Annotated in this window: 23 protein-coding genes; 11 read left to right on the plus strand and 12 right to left on the minus strand. The window is 72.5% G+C overall.

What is annotated here, in order from left to right:
* The first annotated feature begins 2 nt into the window (after nucleotides 1-2).
* Nucleotides 3-698 (plus strand): endonuclease NucS, encoded by a 696-nt coding sequence (gene nucS / locus ACQXVK_RS03880; RefSeq protein ID WP_022906141.1) that lies wholly within the window; start codon nucleotides 3-5, stop codon nucleotides 696-698.
* 45 nt (nucleotides 699-743) lie between these two features.
* On the opposite strand, the gene ACQXVK_RS03885 is transcribed toward nucS, so the two are convergent.
* Nucleotides 744-2,483 carry a glycosyltransferase gene (locus ACQXVK_RS03885; RefSeq protein WP_430852781.1) on the minus strand — a complete coding sequence of 580 codons (1,740 nt, stop codon included), beginning with the start codon at nucleotides 2,481-2,483 and terminating at the stop codon, nucleotides 744-746.
* Nucleotides 2,480-3,649 (minus strand): hypothetical protein, encoded by a 1,170-nt coding sequence (locus ACQXVK_RS03890; protein ID WP_430852782.1) that lies wholly within the window; start codon nucleotides 3,647-3,649, stop codon nucleotides 2,480-2,482. Before ACQXVK_RS03890 ends, ACQXVK_RS03885 begins: the two co-directional genes overlap by 4 nt.
* Before the next feature lie 224 nt (nucleotides 3,650-3,873).
* Between ACQXVK_RS03890 and ACQXVK_RS03895 the strand changes: the two genes are divergently transcribed.
* The 3 genes from ACQXVK_RS03895 (at nucleotide 3,874) to ACQXVK_RS03905 (ending at nucleotide 8,190) form a co-directional block, all read left to right on the plus strand.
* Nucleotides 3,874-4,536 (plus strand): HAD hydrolase-like protein, encoded by a 663-nt coding sequence (locus tag ACQXVK_RS03895; protein WP_402265826.1) that lies wholly within the window; start codon nucleotides 3,874-3,876, stop codon nucleotides 4,534-4,536.
* Nucleotides 4,533-5,798, plus strand: coding sequence for an MFS transporter (locus ACQXVK_RS03900; protein WP_402265828.1), 1,266 nt, complete (start codon nucleotides 4,533-4,535; stop codon nucleotides 5,796-5,798). Before ACQXVK_RS03895 ends, ACQXVK_RS03900 begins: the two co-directional genes overlap by 4 nt.
* A 157-nt stretch (nucleotides 5,799-5,955) precedes the next feature.
* Nucleotides 5,956-8,190, plus strand: coding sequence for an ArnT family glycosyltransferase (locus tag ACQXVK_RS03905; RefSeq protein WP_430852783.1), 2,235 nt, complete (start codon nucleotides 5,956-5,958; stop codon nucleotides 8,188-8,190).
* On the opposite strand, the gene ACQXVK_RS03910 is transcribed toward ACQXVK_RS03905, so the two are convergent.
* Nucleotides 8,085-8,918: an SDR family oxidoreductase gene (locus ACQXVK_RS03910; protein WP_430852784.1), complete on the minus strand. Its 834-nt coding sequence runs from the start codon at nucleotides 8,916-8,918 to the stop codon at nucleotides 8,085-8,087. The two genes, ACQXVK_RS03905 and ACQXVK_RS03910, sit on opposite strands and share 106 nt — an antisense overlap.
* Before the next feature lie 37 nt (nucleotides 8,919-8,955).
* Nucleotides 8,956-9,597 carry a nucleoside/nucleotide kinase family protein gene (locus ACQXVK_RS03915; protein ID WP_402265837.1) on the minus strand — a complete coding sequence of 214 codons (642 nt, stop codon included), beginning with the start codon at nucleotides 9,595-9,597 and terminating at the stop codon, nucleotides 8,956-8,958.
* 54 nt (nucleotides 9,598-9,651) lie between these two features.
* Between ACQXVK_RS03915 and ACQXVK_RS03920 the strand changes: the two genes are divergently transcribed.
* Nucleotides 9,652-10,020: a VOC family protein gene (locus ACQXVK_RS03920; RefSeq protein WP_022906876.1), complete on the plus strand. Its 369-nt coding sequence runs from the start codon at nucleotides 9,652-9,654 to the stop codon at nucleotides 10,018-10,020.
* Nucleotides 10,021-10,042: 22 nt separating this feature from the next.
* Here ACQXVK_RS03920 and ACQXVK_RS03925 read toward each other — a convergent pair whose 3' ends face one another.
* The 4 genes from ACQXVK_RS03925 to ACQXVK_RS03940 form a co-directional block, all read right to left on the minus strand.
* Nucleotides 10,043-10,483, minus strand: a complete 441-nt coding sequence (locus ACQXVK_RS03925; RefSeq protein ID WP_022906875.1) for an NUDIX hydrolase — start codon at nucleotides 10,481-10,483, stop codon at nucleotides 10,043-10,045.
* Between the two features lie 92 nt (nucleotides 10,484-10,575).
* Entirely contained in the window at nucleotides 10,576-11,166 is a 591-nt protein-coding gene (locus ACQXVK_RS03930) for a TetR/AcrR family transcriptional regulator (protein WP_430852785.1), read from the minus strand.
* Nucleotides 11,167-11,279: 113 nt separating this feature from the next.
* Entirely contained in the window at nucleotides 11,280-12,602 is a 1,323-nt protein-coding gene (locus ACQXVK_RS03935; RefSeq protein ID WP_430852786.1) for a carboxylesterase family protein, read from the minus strand.
* 75 nt (nucleotides 12,603-12,677) lie between these two features.
* The gene (locus ACQXVK_RS03940; protein WP_430852787.1) at nucleotides 12,678-13,973 is read right to left on the minus strand and encodes an MFS transporter; all 1,296 of its coding nucleotides are present in this window, start codon (nucleotides 13,971-13,973) and stop codon (nucleotides 12,678-12,680) included.
* Nucleotides 13,974-14,229: 256 nt separating this feature from the next.
* Between ACQXVK_RS03940 and ACQXVK_RS03945 the strand changes: the two genes are divergently transcribed.
* The 3 genes from ACQXVK_RS03945 to ACQXVK_RS03955 all read left to right on the plus strand — a co-directional run bounded on the left by ACQXVK_RS03945 (nucleotide 14,230) and on the right by ACQXVK_RS03955 (nucleotide 16,537).
* Nucleotides 14,230-15,030, plus strand: a complete 801-nt coding sequence (locus tag ACQXVK_RS03945; protein WP_430852788.1) for a sugar phosphate isomerase/epimerase family protein — start codon at nucleotides 14,230-14,232, stop codon at nucleotides 15,028-15,030.
* Nucleotides 15,027-16,130, plus strand: a complete 1,104-nt coding sequence (locus ACQXVK_RS03950; RefSeq protein ID WP_430852789.1) for a Gfo/Idh/MocA family protein — start codon at nucleotides 15,027-15,029, stop codon at nucleotides 16,128-16,130. Before ACQXVK_RS03945 ends, ACQXVK_RS03950 begins: the two co-directional genes overlap by 4 nt.
* A 140-nt stretch (nucleotides 16,131-16,270) precedes the next feature.
* Nucleotides 16,271-16,537: a hypothetical protein gene (locus tag ACQXVK_RS03955; protein ID WP_402265850.1), complete on the plus strand. Its 267-nt coding sequence runs from the start codon at nucleotides 16,271-16,273 to the stop codon at nucleotides 16,535-16,537.
* Between the two features lie 64 nt (nucleotides 16,538-16,601).
* On the opposite strand, the gene ACQXVK_RS03960 is transcribed toward ACQXVK_RS03955, so the two are convergent.
* Both ACQXVK_RS03960 and ACQXVK_RS03965 read right to left on the minus strand, forming a co-directional pair.
* Nucleotides 16,602-16,871 (minus strand): hypothetical protein, encoded by a 270-nt coding sequence (locus ACQXVK_RS03960; RefSeq protein ID WP_430852790.1) that lies wholly within the window; start codon nucleotides 16,869-16,871, stop codon nucleotides 16,602-16,604.
* A gap of 144 nt (nucleotides 16,872-17,015) precedes the next feature.
* Nucleotides 17,016-17,684, minus strand: coding sequence for an SDR family oxidoreductase (locus ACQXVK_RS03965; protein WP_430852791.1), 669 nt, complete (start codon nucleotides 17,682-17,684; stop codon nucleotides 17,016-17,018).
* 140 nt (nucleotides 17,685-17,824) lie between these two features.
* Between ACQXVK_RS03965 and ACQXVK_RS03970 the strand changes: the two genes are divergently transcribed.
* Together ACQXVK_RS03970 and ACQXVK_RS03975 are read left to right on the plus strand one after the other, a co-directional pair.
* The gene (locus ACQXVK_RS03970; RefSeq protein ID WP_430852792.1) at nucleotides 17,825-18,379 is read left to right on the plus strand and encodes a TetR/AcrR family transcriptional regulator; all 555 of its coding nucleotides are present in this window, start codon (nucleotides 17,825-17,827) and stop codon (nucleotides 18,377-18,379) included.
* Nucleotides 18,380-18,447: 68 nt separating this feature from the next.
* Nucleotides 18,448-18,918: a hypothetical protein gene (locus ACQXVK_RS03975; protein ID WP_430852793.1), complete on the plus strand. Its 471-nt coding sequence runs from the start codon at nucleotides 18,448-18,450 to the stop codon at nucleotides 18,916-18,918.
* A 78-nt stretch (nucleotides 18,919-18,996) separates the two neighbouring features.
* Here the strand turns inward: ACQXVK_RS03975 and ACQXVK_RS03980 are convergent, their stop codons facing one another.
* Nucleotides 18,997-19,734: an alpha/beta fold hydrolase gene (locus tag ACQXVK_RS03980; RefSeq protein ID WP_430852794.1), complete on the minus strand. Its 738-nt coding sequence runs from the start codon at nucleotides 19,732-19,734 to the stop codon at nucleotides 18,997-18,999.
* A 52-nt stretch (nucleotides 19,735-19,786) separates the two neighbouring features.
* On the opposite strand from ACQXVK_RS03980, the gene ACQXVK_RS03985 reads away from it, so the two are divergent.
* The gene (locus tag ACQXVK_RS03985) at nucleotides 19,787-20,224 is read left to right on the plus strand and encodes a MarR family winged helix-turn-helix transcriptional regulator (protein ID WP_022906863.1); all 438 of its coding nucleotides are present in this window, start codon (nucleotides 19,787-19,789) and stop codon (nucleotides 20,222-20,224) included.
* Nucleotides 20,225-20,230: 6 nt separating this feature from the next.
* On the opposite strand, the gene ACQXVK_RS03990 is transcribed toward ACQXVK_RS03985, so the two are convergent.
* Nucleotides 20,231-20,836 carry a TetR/AcrR family transcriptional regulator gene (locus ACQXVK_RS03990; RefSeq protein ID WP_022906862.1) on the minus strand — a complete coding sequence of 202 codons (606 nt, stop codon included), beginning with the start codon at nucleotides 20,834-20,836 and terminating at the stop codon, nucleotides 20,231-20,233.
* Nucleotides 20,837-20,884 lie beyond the last annotated feature (48 nt).

Consider the following 20,884-nt stretch of genomic DNA (forward strand, 5'->3'; position numbering starts at 1 on the left):
GGGTGCGTCTCGTCATCGCCCGCTGCTCCGTCGACTACGCGGGCCGGCTCTCCGCCCACCTGCCGCTCGCGACCCGTCTCCTCATGCTGAAGGCGGACGGCTCCCTGCTCGTGCACTCCGACGGCGGCAGCTACAAGCCGCTCAACTGGATGAGCCCGCCGTGCTCGATCGAGATCACCGAGCCGGACGACGAGCAGGCGAGCGCCGGCATCACGCAGGTGTGGACGGTCACGCAGAAGAAGACGCAGGACAAGCTCATCGTCAGCCTGTACGAGGTCGTCGCCGACGAGTCCCACGACCTCGGCGTCGACCCGGGCCTCGTGAAGGACGGCGTCGAGGCGCACCTGCAGCAGCTCCTCGCCGAGCAGATCGAGCTCCTCGGCGACGGCCACACCCTGGTGCGCCGCGAGTACATGACCGCGATCGGTCCGGTCGACATCCTCGCGCGGGACGAGGCCGGGGCGAGCGTCGCGGTCGAGATGAAGCGCAACGCCAACATCGACGCGGTCGAGCAGCTCACCCGGTACCTCGAGCTGATGAACCGCGACCCGCACCTGCGGCCGGTGCAGGGCGTGCTGGCGGCGCAGACGGTGGCACCGCAGGCGCGCACCCTCGCCGAGGACCGCGGGATCCGCGTCCTCGTGCTCGACTACGACGCGATGCGCGGCATCGAGGGCGGGCACACCCGCCTGTTCTAGGGGATGTCGACTTCGGGACGCGCGCGTCCCGTCGACCGTGACGGTTCAGTGCGCCGTCTTGGTCAGCCCGTGCTCGGTCTTCTCCCAGTAGTGCGGACGGGTGATCAGCTGCCAGAGGCCCTTGTACGCGGCGACGGAGTGCAGGACCCAGTAGAGCGGGTTGAGCAGCGCCCAGCCCATCAGGTCGAACCGGGCCCGCTTGTACGGCCCCATCATCGTGAGGTAGATCATCGTCGCGTTGCCGAGGAGGAAGTCGAGCACGCACAGCCAGAGCACCGGCGTCGGGAAGATCGGCGCCGTCCACGACGTGGGGAGCACGAGCGTGGCGACGGTGACGACGATCCCGGGCAGCATGCCGAGGAACGTCAGCGGCGTCCCGGCGATGAGGAGTGCGAACGCGGCGGCGCGGCGCAGGCCGATCTCGCGGACGAGCGCCCGGGGCCTGCGGGCGTGCACGAGCGCGGTCTGCATGTAGCCCTTGATCCATCGGGAGCGCTGTCGGACGAAGTTCGGGATCGAGGTGTTCGCCTCCTCCATCGTCGTGGAGTTCACCACGGACACGCGGTACCCCACCGCTGAGGCGCGGATGCCGAGGTCCGCGTCCTCGGTGACGTTGTACGGGTCCCAGCCGCCGAGTTCGCGCAGCAGGTCGGTGCGGAAGTGGTTCGACGTGCCGCCGAGCGGGATCGGCAGGCTCCGGGCATCGAGGCCGGCGAGCATGTAGTCGAACCAGTACGAGTACTCGAGCGTGAACATGCGGGTGAGGGCGTTCTCGTCCGCGTTGAAGTAGCTCAGCGCGGCCTGGACGCACACGGTGTCGTCGCCGGCGCGGTCGAAGGTCAGGAACACCTTCTTGAGCTGGTCGGGGTCGGGGCGGTCCTCGGCGTCGTAGATGACGACGTACTCCCCCTGCGCGATCGACAGGCCCACGTTGCAGGCGCGGGGCTTCGTCTGCGGCGAGCCCGGCGGGACGATGACGATGCGCATCCAGTCGGGCGGTGCGGCGTCGACGACCGCCTGCCGTGTCTCGTGGTCCTCGGCCTCGACGAGCACGAGGACCTCGAGCCGGTCCTTCGGCCAGTCGAGCACCTCGAGGTTGCGGACGAGGTCGGCGACGATGTTCGCCTCGTGGAACACCGGCACGAGCACCGTGTAGGTGGGCAGGGCAGCGTCGTCGAGCGCGGCCACGTCCTGCACGGACACCTGCTCGACCAGGTCGAACCGTGCACCGACCATCGACACCCAGAACTTGAAGACGATGCCGGCGAGGAACCCCAGCGAGAGCACCGCGGTCACGATCGCGGCGGTCGTCCCCGGCGCGAGGACCAGGCACGTCGCGAGCGCGAGCACGGCGATCGCGCCGCCGATCCGCTGGCCGCGGGAGAGGACGGTGCGGGCGGACAGCGCCGGGTTCGTCCGGGCGAGGCCGTGGGCTGCGAGGTCCGCCACCTCCTCCTCGAGTTCGTAGGCGATGCGCTGCCGGACGTCGGACTCCGACGCGGTCCGGAGCACGACGGGCTCGCCGAACTCCTCGGCCAGCGCGGTCCTGAGGACGTCCGGGTCGGACCTGCCGCTCGTCAGGACGAGCACGCCCTCCCGGATGCGGGCGGACGCGACCCAGCCCTCGTCGACGTGCCGCTGGACCGAGCACCGGTGCGGCGGACGCCAGTCGGTCGGCGCACCGCGGTGCCGACCCTGCTCACGGACCGCGGCACCCGCCGGGAGCGCGAGGTCCGGGCGTGCTGCCTCGGAGCCGGGGTCCGGCTTCGGGTCGACAGCGGTCATCCGTGGACCGCCTGCACGAGCGCCTGCATCCAGACCACGACGACCTCGCGCTGGGAGGCGGCGACCCACGCGAGGGGGACCTGCAGGATCGCGAGGACGAGGACCAGCCAGCTGGCCAGCCGGCCCTCGACCCGCGGGAGGATGGCGATGGCGACGCTGAGGGTCGTGACGAACACGTTGCCCGCACTGGCGACGGGGACGAGTCCGATCGCGTACTCGCCGATGACGCCGGCGAAGAGCGCCACGACCAGGACGATCGCGCCCGGGCGGCCGGCCAGCAGCGCCAGCGCCGCGCCGGCCACGAGCATGGCTATCAGCAGCACGCCGTCGGCGGTGGCGAACAGGTGCTGCAGCCCGGTGAGTCGCTCCCCGGTGATGCTGATGGCCCCCCTGAGCGCCGCGAACGGGTCGTGGAGCACGACGAGGTCGAGGAATCCCATCGAGAGCGCGACGGCGATGCTCGGGAACACGACCACCATGACGTTCGCACGGCGGATCCCCCGCTGGCCCTGGCGAGCCAGGTCGAGCAGCGGCGCGGCGAGCGCCGCGATGACGACGTAGACGAACCCCATCGGGTCCACGAGCGTGCACAGCATCAGGGCGAGGCCGGCCCGGAAGCCCGCCTGGGTGTCACCCCAGGCGAAGAACCGCACCATCCGGACGACCGCGAGGGCGAAGAGTGCGATGCCGAGGAACGCCTGCAGGTCGTTCAGCGCGACGAACGCGTAGAGCGGGTTCGCGCCGAGGGCGATGGTGAACGCGACGACGTGCCGCATCGGCAGTCCGCGCTGCCGCATCTCCTGCGCGAGGAACTGCAGGAGCATTCCGGCGACGACGCCCCCGACGACCGCCGCGCCGTCGACCCCGAACGGCATGAAGCGCAGCAGCACACCGGAGACCAGCGGGTACAGCTGTCCGATCGCCTGGACGACGCCGCCGTCCACCGCAGCTCTTGCGCGGTCCAGCGTCGCCTCGTTGCCCGTCAGGCCGAGCAGCGTGGTGGTCGGGACCCGCACGGCGATCACCGCGAGCACGACGTACGGGAGCGCCAGCGCCGCACGCAGCAGCCAGCGGGCGGCACCGGGCGACAGTCGGGACGGCGGCGCTGGGCGCGCCGGGACGGGTTCGGGTGCCGTTCTGCGCAGGCGGGGGAGAGCGACGGTCATGCGGCTCCTTCGGGTGCAGTCCGCGGGGTGGACTGTACAGACCATTCCAGTCCCCCAAAGCGTGGACCGACAGCCCACGAACGGGGTACGCGCTCGCCGCCGCCGTCGCAACGCCGCGCGGTCGAGCGCCGGGGTTGACCGCCCGACCACGGCGCCACCGCCGCGCCACCACCGCCCCACCGCGCCGACGTCCGCCCGACCGCGCCGACTAGGGTGGAACGGACATGACGCGCCCGTTCTCCGCAATCCTCTTCGACCTCGACGGCACCATCAGCGACTCCGCGCCGGGCATCCTCGAGAGCATGACGCACACGTTCCGCACCGTGGGCGTCCCCGTGCCGGACCACGCGACGCTCATGTCGTTCGTCGGTCCGCCGATCCTCGACACCTTCCGCGACGCGATGGGGATGGACGCCGAGCAGGCCGAGCACACGCTCGCCGTGTACCGCGAGCACTACCTCTCGCACGGCGCACTCGACTCCGCGATGTTCCCCGGGATCGACGTCGTCCTCGGCACCCTGCACGCCGCCGGGCTGCCGATCTCCACGGCGACGAGCAAGCCCGAGACGCCGGCGACGTACATCCTCGAGCACTACGGCCTGACCGGCGACATCGACATCATCACGGGCGCGAGCGACGACGAGGTGCGCTCGTCGAAGGCCGACGTCGTCGAGGAGGCCCTGCGCCGGCTCGTCGCCCGCGGCTTCGACACGAGCCGCCCGGTGCTGATCGGGGACCGCCGGCACGACGTCGAGGGAGCGGCCGCGCACGGTGTCCCGACGATCTTCGCCGCGTGGGGCTACGGCTCCCCCGCCGAGGCCGAGGGCACCATCGCGCAGGCCGCGACCCCGCTCGACCTGCTCCCGATCCTGCTGCCGTCCTCGTGACGACCGGGGCGGGCGGCCGGGCCGGAGCGGGACTGCGCGGTGCCGCCTGGCTGCTGCCGGCCGCCATCGTCCTCATCGCGCTGAACTTCCGCGGGCCGATCGTCGCGACGGCGCCGGTCATCGGTGACGTGCGGGCGGACCTCGGCCTGACCGCGACGGTCGCCGGTCTGCTGACGACCATCCCGGTGCTCTGCTTCGCCCTCGCGACGCCGTTCGCCAGCTGGGTGATCGCCAAGGCAGACCCCGAGCGGGCGGTGTCGCTCTCGCTCGTCATCGTCCTGGCCGGCACCGTCGTGCGGTCGCTGCCCTCGGCTGCGGCCCTGCTCGTCGGGACCGCCGTGATCGGCATCGGCATCACGATCGGGAACGTGGTGATCCCCGTCGTCATCCGGCGGGACACCTCGCCCGAGCGGGTGGGCCTGGTCACCGGGGTCTACACGTCCGCGCTCAACGTCGGGTCGATGATCACCTCGCTCGGCACCGCGCCGATCGCCGCGGTGTGGGGCTGGCCGGTCGCGATCGCGGTCTGGGCCGTGTTCGCCGTGATCGCCGGGCTGGCCTGGACGTACGCGGTCGGGGCGCGGGCCGCGTGGCGCCGTCCGGCCGCGACCGAGCCCGTCGTCGAGACCGGGCCGATCGACCAGGTGCTCGGCACGGGGGCGATCCGGACGGTCGACCGCGGTGCGGGGTCCGCGCCGGTCCGCCCGGCTCGTCGGCTCATCACCTGGGGTCTGACGCTGGCGTTCGGCGGCCAGGCGTTCTCGTACTACGCGCTCACCGCGTGGATCCCGACCCTGCTGCACGACGAGATCGGCTTCTCGAAGGCGTCCTCGGGCGCGAGCTCGTCGGTGTTCCAGATCCTCGCAGTCGTCGGGGCGCTCGGTGTCCCCGTGCTCGCGTCGCGGTGGCGTCCGCGCGCGATCATCGCCCTCGTCGCGTTCCTCTGGCTCGCGATGCCCCTCGGGCTGCTGTTCGCCCCGCAGCTCTGGTTGCTCTGGTCCGTGCTCGGCGGCGCGGCGCAGGGCGGTGGCATCACCGTGATCTTCATCGTGATCGTCCGGATCGTCTCGAGCGACGCCGACGCCCGTCGGATGTCGGCGTTCGTGCAGGGCGGCGGGTACCTGCTGGGCTCCGCGGGACCGCTCGTCGCGGGGTCGCTGCACGGGGTCACCGGTGACTGGACGGCACCGCTGCTCGTCGTGCTCGTCGCGGTGCTGACGCTCGGGGTCGTCGGGACGATCGCGGCCCGCCGCGTCGCCTGACACCGTCGGTCCTGAGATCGCGTTCCGGCTCGACCGCGGATCCGCTGGTGACGACGGCTCGCACCCACACGTCGTCTCAGCGCGGCGCACGGCTTCGGGGTGAGCTGGCGGCGCGGTCCCGGGCCACCGTCATCCGGTGCGGCCAGGGTCCTGCAGTGTGGACACTCGACGACCCGCCCGGTGGCGGGACCAGCCGCTCGCGGCGCGCGGCACGCTGCTCCTGATCGCTCTGGGCATGACCGTGCTGCTCGGCTGGAACCTCGCGCGCGGCGGTGACTCCGGGTTCTACGAGGCGTCCGCCCGGTCGATGTCCGAGTCGTGGCCGGCGCTCTTCTCGGGTGCGTTCGACCCGTCGGCGACGGTGACCCTCGACAAGCTCAGCGGGTTCGCGGTCCCCCAGGCGCTCAGCATCCGGCTGTTCGGCGACTCCACCGCGGCACTCGCGCTCCCCCAGGTCGTCGAGGGCCTCGTCACGCTCTGGGCCTGCTCGCTCGTCGGACTCCGGTGGGCCGGGGTCGGGACGGGGCTCGTCGCCGCGGGTGCCGCCGCGACGACGCCGATCTTCGTCTCGATGTTCGCCCACCCGATGGAGGACGGCATGGTGACGGCGGCCCTGGCGGTCGCCCTGCTCTGCTGGCAACGCGCGGCGATCACGGGCCGGTGGTGGCCGCTCGTCGCCGCCGGGCTCGCGGTCGGCGTCGGGTTCCAGGCGAAGATGCTGCAGTCGTGGTTCGTGCTGCCCGCACTGGTCCTCGGGACGCTCGTCGCCACGGCCGGCCGCGACGGCACCCGTCTCGGCATCGGCGCCCGGACGGGTCGCGCGGTGGTCGTCGGCGGGGTGTCGGTCGTGGCGTCGCTCGTCTGGGTCGTCGGACTGGCCCTGACACCGGCCGGCGCCCGGCCCTGGATCGACGGCTCGACCGATGACAGCCCGTTCGCGATGGTGTTCGGCTACAACGGCATCGACCGGTTCCTGCCGGGAGCAGTGCCGGGCTCCGTCAGCACGACCGAGGGTCCCGCCGGACGGCCCACACGCCTGGGCGTGCCCGGCGGCGTGACGAAGCTCATCGAGCCGCACCTGGCGTCACAGGTCGCGTGGCTCCTCCCCGCGGCCGTGTTCGCGCTGGTCGTCGCGACCGTGGTGCTCGTCGCGCGACGGCGCTCGGCGTCCGACCCGCGTGCGGACGCCCGGACCGGGACCGCGGCACCCGTCCGGTCCGGCAGCGCCTTCGGGTCGGCGTTCGACACCCGCGCCGGTTCGGCAACGCTCCTCGTGCTCGGCGTCTGGCTCGCGACAGCGGCCGTCGTGCTCTCGGTGGCGAAGGTGCCGCACACCGCGTACGTCGCGGCGGTGGGGGTCCAGCTCGCCGTCCTCGCGGCGCTCGGGTGGCGCGGGGCCGTCGGCCTGCTCCGGGCGCAGTCGCCGTGGTTCCGTGCGGTGCCCGTGCTGCTGGCCGCCGCGCAGCTCGGGTGGTGGGTGTTCCTGGCCCGCGGTGCGTCGATGCCCCCGGTCCTCGCCACACCGGCGCTCGTCGTGGGGGCGGCGGCACTGCTCGCGGCGGTGGCCGCGTTCCTGTGGCGACCGCGCTGGGAGGGGAGCCGCGGGCCGGGGCTGCACCGCGCCTCCCGGAGCACCGTCGCCGTGGTCGCCGGACTCGCGCTCCTCGCCGGTCCCGCGGCGTTCTCGCTGCAGGCGCTCGACGCTGCACGCGACGGGAGCGGCAGCGACGCCTCGGTCGGCTCGTGGGTCGCGCGCTGGCAGGCTCCCGGGGGTCGTGCCGAGACCTACCGGGTGTCGCGTCCGGACTGGTGGGGCGGCTCGGCAACCCCGTACCCGGCGGTGTTCCGGCACCTCGTGGGGACCGCACGGCGGCTCGACGGGTACCGCGAGTCGGGGCCGCTCTTCCTGACGGACACGTGGCGCATCTCGTCGCCCGTGATCGACGCGACGGGGTTGCCGGTGCTGACCGACGGCGGGTTCTCGGGATCGGTGCCGGTCTTCACGTCGCAGCAGGTCCGCCGACGGATCGCCGACGGACTGCGCGTGCTGGTGGTGCAGGCCGGCGCGCCCGCGACCGACCCGGTGCTGCGGGCGGCCTGGGCGGGCGGGTGCCGTGCGGTCACCGACGTCGACCCGGGCGCCCGGGTCCCGGCACACCCGTGGGCGGTGACGGGTGTCGGGTGGACGGTGTGGCGGTGTGGCCTGCCGGGCCGGTCGGTGGACCGGCTGACCGGGCCGGCGCTGCCGCGACGCGCGCGACCCGCGCGGCGCGACGGCCTGGGCCGTCAGCCGGCGAGCAGCACCTCGCGCAACGACAGCGGCCGGCGCCCCGTGACCCGCTCGACGTCGCCCGAGACCCGCGCGAGCGCCCCCTCGGCGATCGCCGTGTAGGTGCTCACCCACGCGTCCGCCTGCCACGGCTCGGGGTCCCACTGCGCGCGTGACGCGTACGCCTCGTCGAGGGTCTCCGGGTGGTACGTGACCTCGCGCCCACGGACCTCGGACACGGTGGCGGCCGCCTCGTGCAGGGTGATCGCCGCGGGCCCCGTCAGCTCGTACGTCCGGTCGAGGTGCGCCGCGGGGTTCCGCAGGACCTCGGTCGCGACCCGGGCGACGTCGGCTCGTGCGACGGCTGCCATGGCCCCGTCGCCCGCCGGCCCCCGGATCGCGCCGTCCTCGCCGATCAGGTCCTCGACGAAGTCCAGGTAGAACGAGTCCCGCAGGAACGTGTGCGCCATCGAGGTCGCACGGATGGCCTCCTCGGTCGCCCAGTGGTCGCGGCCGAGGGTGAAGGTCGCGTCCGCGGCGGCACCCGAGAAGGACGTGTAGACCACGTGCTGGACACCGGCCGTCGCCGCCGCCGCCACGAACGAGCGGTGCTGGGCGAGCCGGTCCACCGCCTCGGCGCCGGAGACCATGAGGAGCAGGTCGACGCCCTCGAGCGCCGCGCGACCGGCGTCGGCGTCTCCGTAGGACGCGACCGCGACGTCCGTCCCGGGCAGGTCGGGCGCGCGGGACGCGTCCCGCACGATCATCCGGAAGGGCACCCCGTCGTGGGCGAGGGCGCGCGCCACGGCGCCGCCGATCTTGCCGGTCGCGCCGGTGAGTGCGATGGTCATGGTCGCTCCTGTCGTGGTCGTCGCCGTGGTCTGGTGGTCAGGTCCGGACGATCCTGGAGGCGCGGGTCGCCGTGGGTGCGACCCTCGCCGCGTTCACGCCGTCGACCTCGACCGCCCAGGTGCGGGCCGCCTCGTGGTCGCGGCCGTGCCGCATGTGGCGGCCGACCAGACGGTCGACGCGGACCTGGTCGTCGACGCTGCAGAACCAGGTCTCGGTGAAGAGTTCGGCGAGCGCCGCCCACGGGCCGGTGTCGTCGAGCAGGTAGTTGCCCTCGGACACCACGAGCCGGGTCCGCTGCGGGACGGCGATGCTGCCCGCGACGGGCTCGTCCACCCGGCGGTCGAAGTCGGGCGCCCACACGACGGCGTCGCGGTTGCTGCTCAGCCGGCGGACGAGCGCGACGTAGCCGTCACCGTCGAAGGTGTCGATCGCCCCCTTGCGGTCGTGGCGGCCGAGGGCGTCCAGTGCCGCGTTCGCCAGGTGGAACCCGTCCATCGGGACCTGGACCGCGGTGCCGACACCGAGAGCCGCGTCCACGCCGGTGACGACCCGGCGCGCGAGCGTCGACTTGCCGGCGCCGGGCGCTCCGGCGATGCCCAGCACGGTGCGCTGCCCGTCCGCGGCGAGCCGGACCGCGCGGGCGACCGCGTCGTCGACGGACATCTCGGGTGGGAGCACGGCTTCATCCTGGCAGAGCGGGCCGACACCGGCCCCCGGTGGTTCACTTGCCGCATGGTCGATGCGACGAAGGCGTTCAGCGGGTTCTCGGTGCGAGACGTGCCGGAGGCGAAGGCGTTCTACGAGGACGTCCTGGGGGTCGAGGTCACCGAGGACCACGGCATGCTCTTCCTGCAGCTCGGCGACGGTCACGGTGTGCTCGTCTACCCCAAGGGGCCCGCGCACGAGCCGGCGTCGTTCACGGTGCTGAACTTCCCGGTGCCGTCGGTCGACGACGCCGTGGACGAGCTCCGGGCGAAGGGGGTGACGTTCCTGCAGTACGAGGGCATGACGGACGAGAAGGGCGTGAACCGGAAGGGCGGTCCGCTCATCGCGTGGTTCACCGACCCCTCGGGCAACGTGTTGAGCGTCCTCGAGCAGTAGCGCTCCGCCCCTTCGGTGGGGATCAGCGGTGCAGGAGGCCGGCCCAGCCGAGGGCGATCGGCACGACGAGTCCGTGTCGTCGGTGCGGCAGGTCCGCGATCGGGATCCAGGCGGCCTCGTCGGTCGAGCCGTCCTGCTCGGAACGGAGTGTCCCGCCGGTGATCGACGCGCGGAACACGACCTGCACGGCCTTCATCGCCCGGCCGTTCGCGTGGATGCGGCGCTCGGCGGGGACGACGTGGTGGCGCACCCCGAGCAGTTCGCCGACGGCCGCCTCGTAGCCGGTCTCCTCGCGGATCTCCCGCACGACGGCCTGCTCGACGCTCTCGTCGAACTCGACACCGCCACCCGGCAGGGTCCACGTGCCCGCCTCGGGGATCCGCAGCTTCGCGAGGAGCACCCGGTCACCGTCGGTGACCACGCCGTAGGCGGCGAGCCGTGTGTCGTAGTCCGTGTACTCCATCAGCCGACCATGCCAGGTGCGCGCGTCGGTGGTGCCGAGCCGCGCCGCGCCCGGCGGACCGGTCCGGCACCGCACCCGGTCGGCGCGACCGCTCAGACGCTCGCGGTGGCAGCTGCCCAGCCGACGCGCATCCGAGCGACCGCACGGTCGAAACCGCCGAGCGGGTCGATGTCGTCCCGCAGGAGCGACTGCAGCTGCAGGCCCTCGTAGAGGGCGACGAGCTGTTCCGCGGCGTGCCGGGGCGAGGTGCCGCGCGGCTCCCGTCCGGCGACGACGTCCCGCGCGAGGGCGAGGGTGACGTCCTCGAACGAGCGCGTGTACTGGCCCCGGAACCATCCGGCGGCGGGGTGGTCGGGGCTCGAGGCAGCGCTCAGCAGCGCGGTCCGGAGCCGGACGAGCGCGGGGTCGTCCCGTCCGACCTCGAGTCGCGCGCGGAGGTACGCGACCGCACCGGACCGCTCGGCCACGACCCAGAGCGCACGGCGGCTGCCGTTGTTCCACCGGTCCATGACCGCCACGACGAGGAGCTCCCACAGCGGGTAGACGCGTCGGACCTCGGCCTCCGGGACCTCGGCGCGTGCGGCGACCTCGGCGGGTCCGACGGCGTGGAAGTCCGCGTCGCGGTAGGCCGCGATCGCGCCCGTGACGATGCGGGCGCGCAGGTCGGCGTCGGACTCGGGCATGCCGTCGATTCTCCGGGGCGCGTCGTCGCCCCGCGAGCCGCCAGTTCAGGGGTGGCGCCGGACGCCCGGCTGCACCGGACGGCCGCACCACGGCGGCCAGCCCCCGGCGCGGATCAGCCCCGGTCGAACGACAGGGTCTCGTCGTCCGCCGCGGTCACCCGACCGGTGCGCGCGAACTCGGCCCAGATCGCCCGGAAGGCCCGCCCGCGCCGCTCGACCTCGGGCCAGTCCCGCTCCGGCACGAACCGCGACCCGGCCCAGGCCTCGCGTCCGCCGAGCAGCAGCGGCAGGTCGCTCATGTGCACGGCCCCGGTCGGCTGCACGGTGACGCCGCGGTGCAGCCGGTACGAGGTCACCCGACCACCGGCCGCACGGTGCCGTGCGGCGAACCGACGGACGTCCCGCCCGTAGATGACCTCGGACAGCGGGCGCACGAGCAACCAGCGCAGCAGCGGCCGCACGGCGCGCACCCGGGCGAGCGACCGCAGCCCGGGGACGAGCGGCACGTACATCGCCGTCTCGTCCGCTCCCGAACCGATCAGGACGTCGACCGACGGGGCCGCATCGCTCCAGGCGCGTCCGGTGTCCCGCTCGGCGGGGAGCGGCGCGAACCCGTACTGCGTGCCGAAGGGCATGCCACCGGGCAGCCCGAACGGCGCGGCGGCGCGGGTGCCGAGCGCCTGCCGGTCGAGCACCTCGTCGAGCGGGGTGTCCGGGTGAACGGCGCCGACGGCCCTGGTCATCGCGCGGTTCATGCGCGCCCGACCCCGCGACAGCCCGAGCGGTGCGCTCTGGACGATGACCCGGCGGAACAGCCCGGCTGCGCCGTCGCTGATCACGAGGTGGGCCGCGGCGTCGCCCCCGGCGGACTGGCCCGCGACCGTGACGAGGTCGGGGTTGCCGCCGAACGCCGCGATGTTCCGCTGCACCCACCGCAGTGCCTCGATGATGTCGAGGAGCCCGAGGTTCGCCGGCACGCTCACCCCGTCGCCGAGGAACCCGAGCACGCCGAGCCGGAACGTCACCGAGACGAACACGACGCGCTGCTCGGTGACGAGGTCGCGCGCGTCGTAGATCGGCAGGTCACCGCCGCCGATGACGTACGAGCCGCCGTGGATCCAGACGATGACGGGCAGCCGCTCGCCCGGCCGGACGTCGGCCGGCACCGTGATCGACAGCCGTTGGCAGTGCTCGTCGGCGACGAGGCCCTCGACCGGGTGGAGCAGCTGGTCGACGAAGGTGGCCTGCGGCTGCGGTGCCACCGGCGACGGGGTGGTCGCCCGGAACGGCTCGTCGAACACCGGGACGGGCTCGGGCAGCGCGAAGCGCTCGGCGTGCGCGTAGGGGATGCCGAGCGCCCGGACGACGCTCCCGTCCGCCACGCCGGTGATGCGTCCGGCCGGCGGGTCCCAGGTCAGCGAGTCGGCGTCGAGCATCCGTCCACGCTACCCAGCGCGACCAGTGGACGGACTGGAGGCGCGGGGCGGGCCCGCACCGCGCCTCCAGGCCGGCTATCGAACCCGCTTGATGGGGATCACCACAAGGGCACCGAGGAGTGCGACGACACCCGCGGCCCAGCACATCAGGACGTAGTTGTCGGCGTGCGAGCTGCCGATCGACAGGAAGAAGAGCGAGATCGCCGGCGCGAGCGACTGGGGCAGGGCGTTCGCGATGTTGATGACGCCGAGGTCCTTGCCGGGACGGTCCGCGTTCGGGAGCACGTCGACGACGAGCGCGGTGTCGATCGCCGAGTAGATGCCGTAGGCGAAGCCCATGATCACCTCGGCGACGTAGAAGCCGTTCACGGTCTCGGCGTGCGCGAGGACGACGAGGCCAACCGCGAAGAGCGCCGTCGCGCCGCCGACGAACACCTTGCGGCGACCCAGCTTGTCGGACGCCCACCCCGAGAGCGCCGCGCTGACCAGGAGCGCGATCGTGTAGAGCAGCACGCCGAACGCGACGGCCTCGGTGGCGTCCTTGGCCTGCTCGATACCGATGTGCTCCTGCATGTAGAGCAGTCGGTACGTCGTGAACATGAACGTGGCGAGGATGATCAGGAAGCGCGACCACCACGCGAACGCGAAGTCCGGGTTCTTGATCGGGTTCGTCCAGAACGACGAGATGAGGTTGAGGAAGGTGAACTTCTTCAGCGTGTACGTCGGCAGCTCGTCCCGCGCGACGACCGCGTAGACGGCGACGAGGATGATCGCGAGGATGCCGGGCGCGATGAACAGCACGGGCAGGTTCGCGACGAAGAACACCGACAGGTAGGTGCCGGCGAGGACGGCGAGGTTCTGCGCGAGCGCGATGATGCTCGACGACCGGCCGCGCTGGAGCTGCGGGACGTTGTCGGCGAAGCTCGCCAGCAGGGTGGCGAGGGTCGCGTTGGCGGCGAGCTGGGCGAGCAGCCACGCGAGCGTCAGGTTGAGGACGTCGGGTGCGTAGGCGATCCAGGCCAGGGCGATCGCGAAGACCACGACCCCGCTCATGAGCCACGGACGACGACGACCCCAGCGGGTGCGGGTGCGGTCCGAGAGCGCGCCCGCGAGGGGGTTCATGATGAGCGCGCCGAACGCTCCGATCGGCAGGACGGACCCGATCACGTTCGCGGCGTCGTCCCCGACCAGGGCCTGCGCCTTGAGCTGCATGCTGACGTAGACCGGCGCCATGAGCGCGACGAAGAGGCCGAACTGTCCGAGGAACAGCGCGATCTGGTAGCCGATGCCCACCCGCATCGTGCTGACCGGCTGCGTGATGCCCTCTTCGGGGTGCAGCAGTGCCGGGCTGCCGGGTTCGGGTGTGCTCATGACGCCTCCTTGAGTCGATGCTGTGCCGTCAAAACCATCTTTCGCACGGTTTTGACTGGCTGAGCATACATCGACAGGTGTCGTTCATGGCAAGACGCACGTCACGGAGCGTGGCAAAACTACACACCGGGTGGTTTTTGGGGTAGCGTCGTCCTCGATCTCGCCGTGGAGCATCGCTCCTCGACGGACTGCGACCCCCGGTGCTGCGACACCTGGACGTCGCGACACCCAGTCAGGACCGAAGGAGCCTCACGCAATGCCCACCACCTCTGTGCAGCTGTACTCGCTGCGCGACGCCATCGCGGAAGACCTCGACAAGGCGATCGCCCGTGTCGCCGAGATCGGGTACGAGAACGTCGAGCCCTACGCATTCGTCGAGCGTGCCGCCGACCTCGAGCGGGCCTTCGCCGCCACCGGCCTCAAGGCCCCGTCCGGTCACGTCGCCGTGATCGACGCCGACGACACCGCCCCGATCTGGGACGCCGCCGAGCGCCTCGGCATCCAGACCGTCATCGACCCGTTCATCCCGACCGACCGCTGGCAGACCGCCGACGACGTCGCGAAGATCGCCGAGCGTGTCAACGTCCTCACCGCCGAGGCAGCCACCCGTGGCCTGCAGTTCGGCTACCACAACCACCAGTGGGAGTTCACGAACAAGGTCGACGGTCGCACGGTCTACGACCTGTTCGTGTCCCAGATCAGCCCGGAGACGGTGCTCGAGGTCGACACGTTCTGGGCGACCGTCGGTGGCGCCGACGCCCCCGCCGTCCTCAAGTCGCTCGGCGACCGCGTCGTCGCGATCCACGTCAAGGACGGCAAGGTCGACGGTGACATCCTCACCGCGCTGCCCTCGTCCGAGAGCGCACTCGTGGTCCCCGAGGCGCTGCAGCGCGCCTTCGAGAACCAGACCCCCGCCGGTCAGGGCGACGTCGACGTGGCGGGCATCCTCGCCGCCGCGCCGCAGGCCATCCGCGTGGTCGAGTTCGACGCGTACTCGGGCGACGTCTTCGAGGGCATCACCGAGTCCCTCGCATGGCTGAAGGACAACGACAAGTGACCCGTGTCGGGATCGGCATCATCGGTGCCGGCAACATCTCCTCGCAGTACCTGGAGAACCTGACCAAGTTCGCCGACGTCGAGGTCCGGTTCGTCGCCGACGTGCTGCTCGACCGTGCTGCGGCCCAGGCAGCGGAGTACGGCGTCGCCGCGTCCGGTTCGGTCGAGGAGCTCCTCGCCCGCGACGACATCAGCATCGTGATCAACCTGACGATCCCGGCGGCCCACGCCGAGGTCGACCAGCAGATCATCGACGCCGGCAAGCACGTGTGGAGCGAGAAGCCGATCGCGACCGACCACGAGTCGGCCGCCGCGGTCCTCGCGTTCGCGAAGGCCAAGGGGCTGCGCGTCGCGACCGCGCCGGACACCGTGCTCGGTGCCGGCATCCAGACTGCGCTGCGTGCCATCGCCCGCGGTGACATCGGCGAGCCGCTCTCCGCGACGACGCTGTTCCACGTCCCCGGTCCCGAGGCGTGGCACCCGAACCCGGACTTCCTCTTCGCGAAGGGTGCCGGGCCCCTGTTCGACATGGGCCCGTACTACGTGACGACCCTCGTGCACGCGTTCGGCACCGCCAGCCGCGTGCAGGCCGTGTCCTCGAAGTCGCTCGAGCGCCGCACGATCGCGTCCGGTCCCCGCGCCGGCGAGACGTTCCCGGTCGAGGTCCCCACGCACCACGCCGCGCTCATCGAGTTCGCCGGCGGGCAGTCCGCCCAGTCGACGTTCTCGTTCCAGCACGCGCTGCCGCGCATGGGCTTCGTCGAGATCAACGGCACGCTCGGGACGATCTCGCTGCCGGACCCGAACACGTTCGAGGGTGCTTCGCAGCTCTGGCGCTACGGCCAGGAGGAGCCCGAGACCCTCGAGGCCGTCGGTTCCACCTGGGGTCGGGGCACCGGCGTCGTCGAGCTCGCCCGCGCCATCGCCGAGGACCGGCCCGAGCGCGCCTCGGGTGCGGTCGCGCTGCACGTCCTCGACGTGCTGCTCGGCATCCGCGACGCGGCGGAGTCGGGCTCCGCGGTCGACATCACGTCGACGGTGGACCGCGTCCCGCCGCTGCCGGAGGACTTCGATCCGTCGGCCGCGGTGCTCACCGCGTAGGTTCCCGATCCGCAGGACGGCCGGCTCCGACAGGGGCCGGCCGTCTTGCGTTCGACGGGCCAGGAGGCGCGGCTCGGCTCCGGTACGCACGGTCCGCCCGGTCGTGGATCGCACACACCCGGCAGGAGCATCATGTCGGCATGGACGTCGAACGCGTGGCCGCGGAACTCGTCGACCGTGCGGACGAGCGCGGGCAGGGCGTTCTGCGCACCGACGCGTCGACGCCTATCGGCGAACTCCGTGCCGCCGTCCGAGCTGTCGCACGGTCACGGGGCACGCGGATCCGCACCGGGATGGTCGACGATGTCTTGGCGGTGGTCACGGTCGGCGCAGCGCTCTGGCAGGCGACGGTGTCGGAGATGCGATCCGAGCTGATAGCACCAGCTCTAGCGAACACCGTCGGCTGAACCGCCGTGGCGCCCGACGCTCGCGAGCCGTTCGAGGGCGGATCTGCACACGCGAGGATGTCCGCTAGTCCCGCAGGTACCCGGTGGCCGGGTCGATCTCCGCGAGGAAGCTGCGGATGTCGGCCGTCGCTCGTTCGTCCGTCATGAACTCGGCGAGCATCGCCGTGCGCTCTTCTGCCGTTCCGGCCCCGGCCAGGGTTCCGCCGAATCCGTAGCCGGGGTTCGGCCCGGTCAGCCAGGTGAAGTGGTACTCGGTACCGCGCACCGTCAACGCGAACGTCTCGCCGTCGACCTCGAGCTCCCGATGCGTCGACTCGTCCCGCCTGCCGGTCATGGCACCTCCGATCGTCAGCTGGCTCAGGAGCGATTGTGGCAGGCGGGTCTCGATGTCGCCGAGTCGGCTTCCACTGGCGGGTGGTGGGAGCGGCCTCCGCGCGTTCCGCGGGTCAGGAGGCGCGGCTCGGCTCCGGTGGGTCGGCTAGCGCCGGGCGGCGGCGAGCCATTCGCGGAACGCTGGACCGACCACCTCGACCTCCGGCTCCGGGAGGAGCGCGCCGTCCCGAAAGGCCCGACCCGTCCGGCCGGGGATCGGCAGCGGGACGGGCGCCACGCCGGGATGCGGCAGTGCGGTCGTCATCGCCCAGAGCGACATCGACTCCGGGCCCGCGACCTCGACCACCGGCTCGGTCCGATGCCCGGTCGCGACCTCGGCGATCACGGTCGCGACCGCCGCGAGCGCCACCGGAGCGATGGTCATCCCCGGCACGAAGGCGACGGGGCCGACGCGCATCCGCTCGAGGTTCTGTGCGGCGAACTCGAACCACTGGGTGGAGCGGACGATCGTAGCGTCCCGCCCGTCCGCAACCGCCGCCCGCTCCTGCGCGGTCTTGCCCGCGAAGTACCCGTAGCCCTGAACCTCGGGTCGGGTGCAGTTGAGGATGGACAGCAGCACGTGTCGCGCGCCGGACCGTTCGGCCGCCGCGCCGACCACCGCTGTCGAGCGCGTGAAGAAGTCCGTCGCACGCCGCCGACTCGTCGTGAACCGTCCGGTCGCCTCGACGATGACGTCCGGCCGCTCCGAGACGAGTCTGCCGGCCGCTTCGTCCGCGAGGACGTCAAAGCCCGACGACCGCGACATTCGCGTCACCGTGCAACCGTGCGCCCTCAGCGCGCTCTCGATCGCCGCTCCGGACAGCCGGCCCCCGACCACTGCAACCCGCATCGCGCCCCCTTCGGCCTCTACATCTGTAGAGAACACTACAATGGTAGAGGCGAGAGGGGAAGAGCATGGGGCGACGCGAGGACCTGGCGGACGCTGGAGTGCGACTCACTGCTCGCGGTGGAGTCCGGGCCCTGACCCACCGGGCGGTCGACGCCGAGGCGGGGGTGCCGGCCGGCTCGACCTCGTACTACGCGTCGACGCGTCGGGAGTTGACCGCACTCGTCGTCGCCCGCATCACGGAACAGCTCGCAACGGAGCTGGGCGCCCTCCGTCTCCCCCGGGCGCTGGACGACGCAACCGTCGTCGAGGTCGCGGCCACGTTCCTCCAGGCCCTCGCCGACCGCGCCGACGCGCAAGCCGCTCGTCTCGCCCTCCTCCTCGAGCTGCGCGGTGACGACACGCTCCGCGCGCCGCTCACCGACGCCGACCCAGTGCGCGTCGCACTGTTGTCCACGGCGCAGGACCTGCTCGACCGCATCGGAGTCGCCGATCCGGCGGGGTCGGCAGTCGACCTCGTCGGTCTCGTCGACGCACTCCTCCTCTACCGCGTCGCTGCGATCGCGCCGATGGACGACCGCGCGGTGCTCGGCGCGTACGTTGCCGGTCTGCCGCGCAGCTGAACGCCCCCTCACCCACTCGCAGCGATGCCCGGCGATCAGCACCGCCCGCCGCTGCCAGGATGAGCGCCGTGCGGAGACGGTGGGTGGTGCTCGGTGGGATCGCCGCCGTCGCACTGGTCGCCGCCGTCACGGTGACCGCGGTGTCGGTGACGCACGCGCAGGCCGTGGCCCGGCGACTCCCGCCCGCGAGCGCGTCCTCGGAGCAGGTCCTCCGCGTCTACCTCCGGGCCGCGACGGCACACGACTGCGGCCTCACCGAGGCCCTCTCCGACGGCGGCTCGGACCCCACTGCCTGGTGCGGCGGACGGACCCCGTCCTCGTGGTTCGACGACCACCCGGACCTGCTCGGCTACCGGCACATCGGGGCGGTCTCACGACTGAGCGCGAGGGAGACGGGCCGGTCGGCGGAAGAGTGCATCCCGGTCGACATCACCGAGACGAACATGAACGGTGCCGATCCGGGCGTGCTGGCGGGGTGGCAGTTCTGCTTCCGCCACACCCCGCAGGGCTGGCGCCTGACCGACGAGGGCTACGGCTGATCGAACGGGCTCCGGCTGACGAACGACGGTGACGGACAACGATGACGACCGGCCAGCGAGCGCCTCGGCTGGCCGTCGTCACCCGAGGAACGGGTCGACGACCGCCCAGGTCGCGTCCGGGTTCTCGAGGTGCGGCAGGTGGCCGGCGGCCGACACCACGCGGAATTCCGCACCCGGGATCGCGGCGGCGACGGCGCGCCCGTACGCCGGGGTGACGACACGGTCGCTCTCGCCGAACACCACGAGGGTCGGCACGCCGACCGCACCGAGCCGCCCGAGCAGGGTCGGGTCGCTCATGGACCGTCCGGCGACGGCTGCCATGGTCAGCCCGTTGGCCTGCTGCACCGCACGCTGCTCGTCGGTCATGGTGGCCGGATCGCGGTGTCCACGCTCGGGGTCGTGCCACGCGACCTCGGCGAGCCCGCGGGCATCGAGCGCGAAGAAGTCCGCGATGGGCTCGCCGTCGACCACGGCGCCGACACCGTCGATGTCGACCACCGCGCCGACCACGCCGACGTAGCGGTGGTCGGCAGCCGCGCGCAACGCCATCTCGAGCGCGAGCCACCCGCCGATGGACGAGCCGACGAGCACCACGTCGTAGAGCCCCTCGGCGACGAGTCCGTCGAGGTAGGACGTCGCGAGGGCCCCCACCGAGTCGATCTCGGCCGGTCGCTCGGTGCCGTCCCAGCCCGGGTGGGTCGGCGCGAGGACGTGGAACGACGGCGCGAGGTGCCGAGCGATCGCGGCGACCGTCTGCGGGCCACCGCCGCCGTGCAGGACGAGGGCGGTCCGGGGAGCGGGGGAGGAAGTGGACACCTGCGCGACCTATCTCAACATGTTTATCTACGGATGTTGATACGGTAGCACCATGACGACGGACCTGGAAGCGCTCGGACAGGCGGTCAAGCGCGCGCAGTACCGCAATCACCGCGCGATGGACGGCGCCCTGCGCGACGCCGGGGTGTCCCTCGTCCAGTGGGATGCCCTCCGTGCGATCGACCGGATGCCGCACGCGTCCGGGCACGACCTCGCCGTCGCGACCTTCCAGAGCGACCAGGCGTTCGGCACCCTCGCGAACCGGCTCGTCGACCGCGGGCTCATCGCGCGGACCGCGGGGCGGGGGCGGCGGATCGAGCACTCGCTCACCGACGAGGGACGCGCCACCCTCGCGCACGGCCAGCGCATCGCCGCCACGGTCCTCGACGACCTGTTCGCACCGCTCGGCGAGCACGACCGGGCGACGCTCGCGACGGTGCTCGGGACGCTCCTCCGTGACGAGGCACCCCCCGTCACTCGGACGGCCTGACGCCCCTCAGCCCGCCGGCGGCACGATCTGCTCGAGCAGCCGGAGCACCCGCTCGCCGTCCACGGCCTCGGGGTCGAGCAGCCACTGCACCTGCAGCCCGTCCGACGCCGCGATGCTGAGTGACGCGAGGTCGACGGGGTCGAGGTCCGCCCGGATCCGCCCGGACGCCTGGTCCGCCTCGATCAACGCCGCGAGCTCGGCCCGCAACCGGGTGAACCGCTCGCGCATGAAGTCCCGGGTGGCCGGGTGGCCCTCCTGCACGGCGTCGGCCGCCAGCGTCGTGTAGAGCTGCACCAGCCCGGGCACCGCACGGTTCCGCGAGGCGCTCTCGCGCATGTCGCCGATCGCGGACTTCATCCGGTCGGGGGCGCCCTGCTCGCGGACCTCGTGCTCGCGGTAGACCGCGAGCAGCAGCTCGTCGCGGCTCGGGAAGTAGTGGCGCAGCGCGGCGTGGGTGATCCCGAGCGCTTCGGCGACGGATCGCAACGAGGACGCGTCGACGCCCTGGTCGGCGACCATCCGGATCGTCTCGTCGAGGATCTGGGTCCGACGCTCGGCTCCCTTGCGGTAGCCGCGTCGCGGCGTGGCCGCGTCGTCGTCGGGGTGCGTCATGCCCCCAACTTACCGCTGGAAGGTTTCTTCCGGGAGGCGCGGATCGCC

This window comes from Curtobacterium sp. AB451 (assembly GCF_050585845.1).
Lineage (GTDB): Bacteria > Actinomycetota > Actinomycetes > Actinomycetales > Microbacteriaceae > Curtobacterium.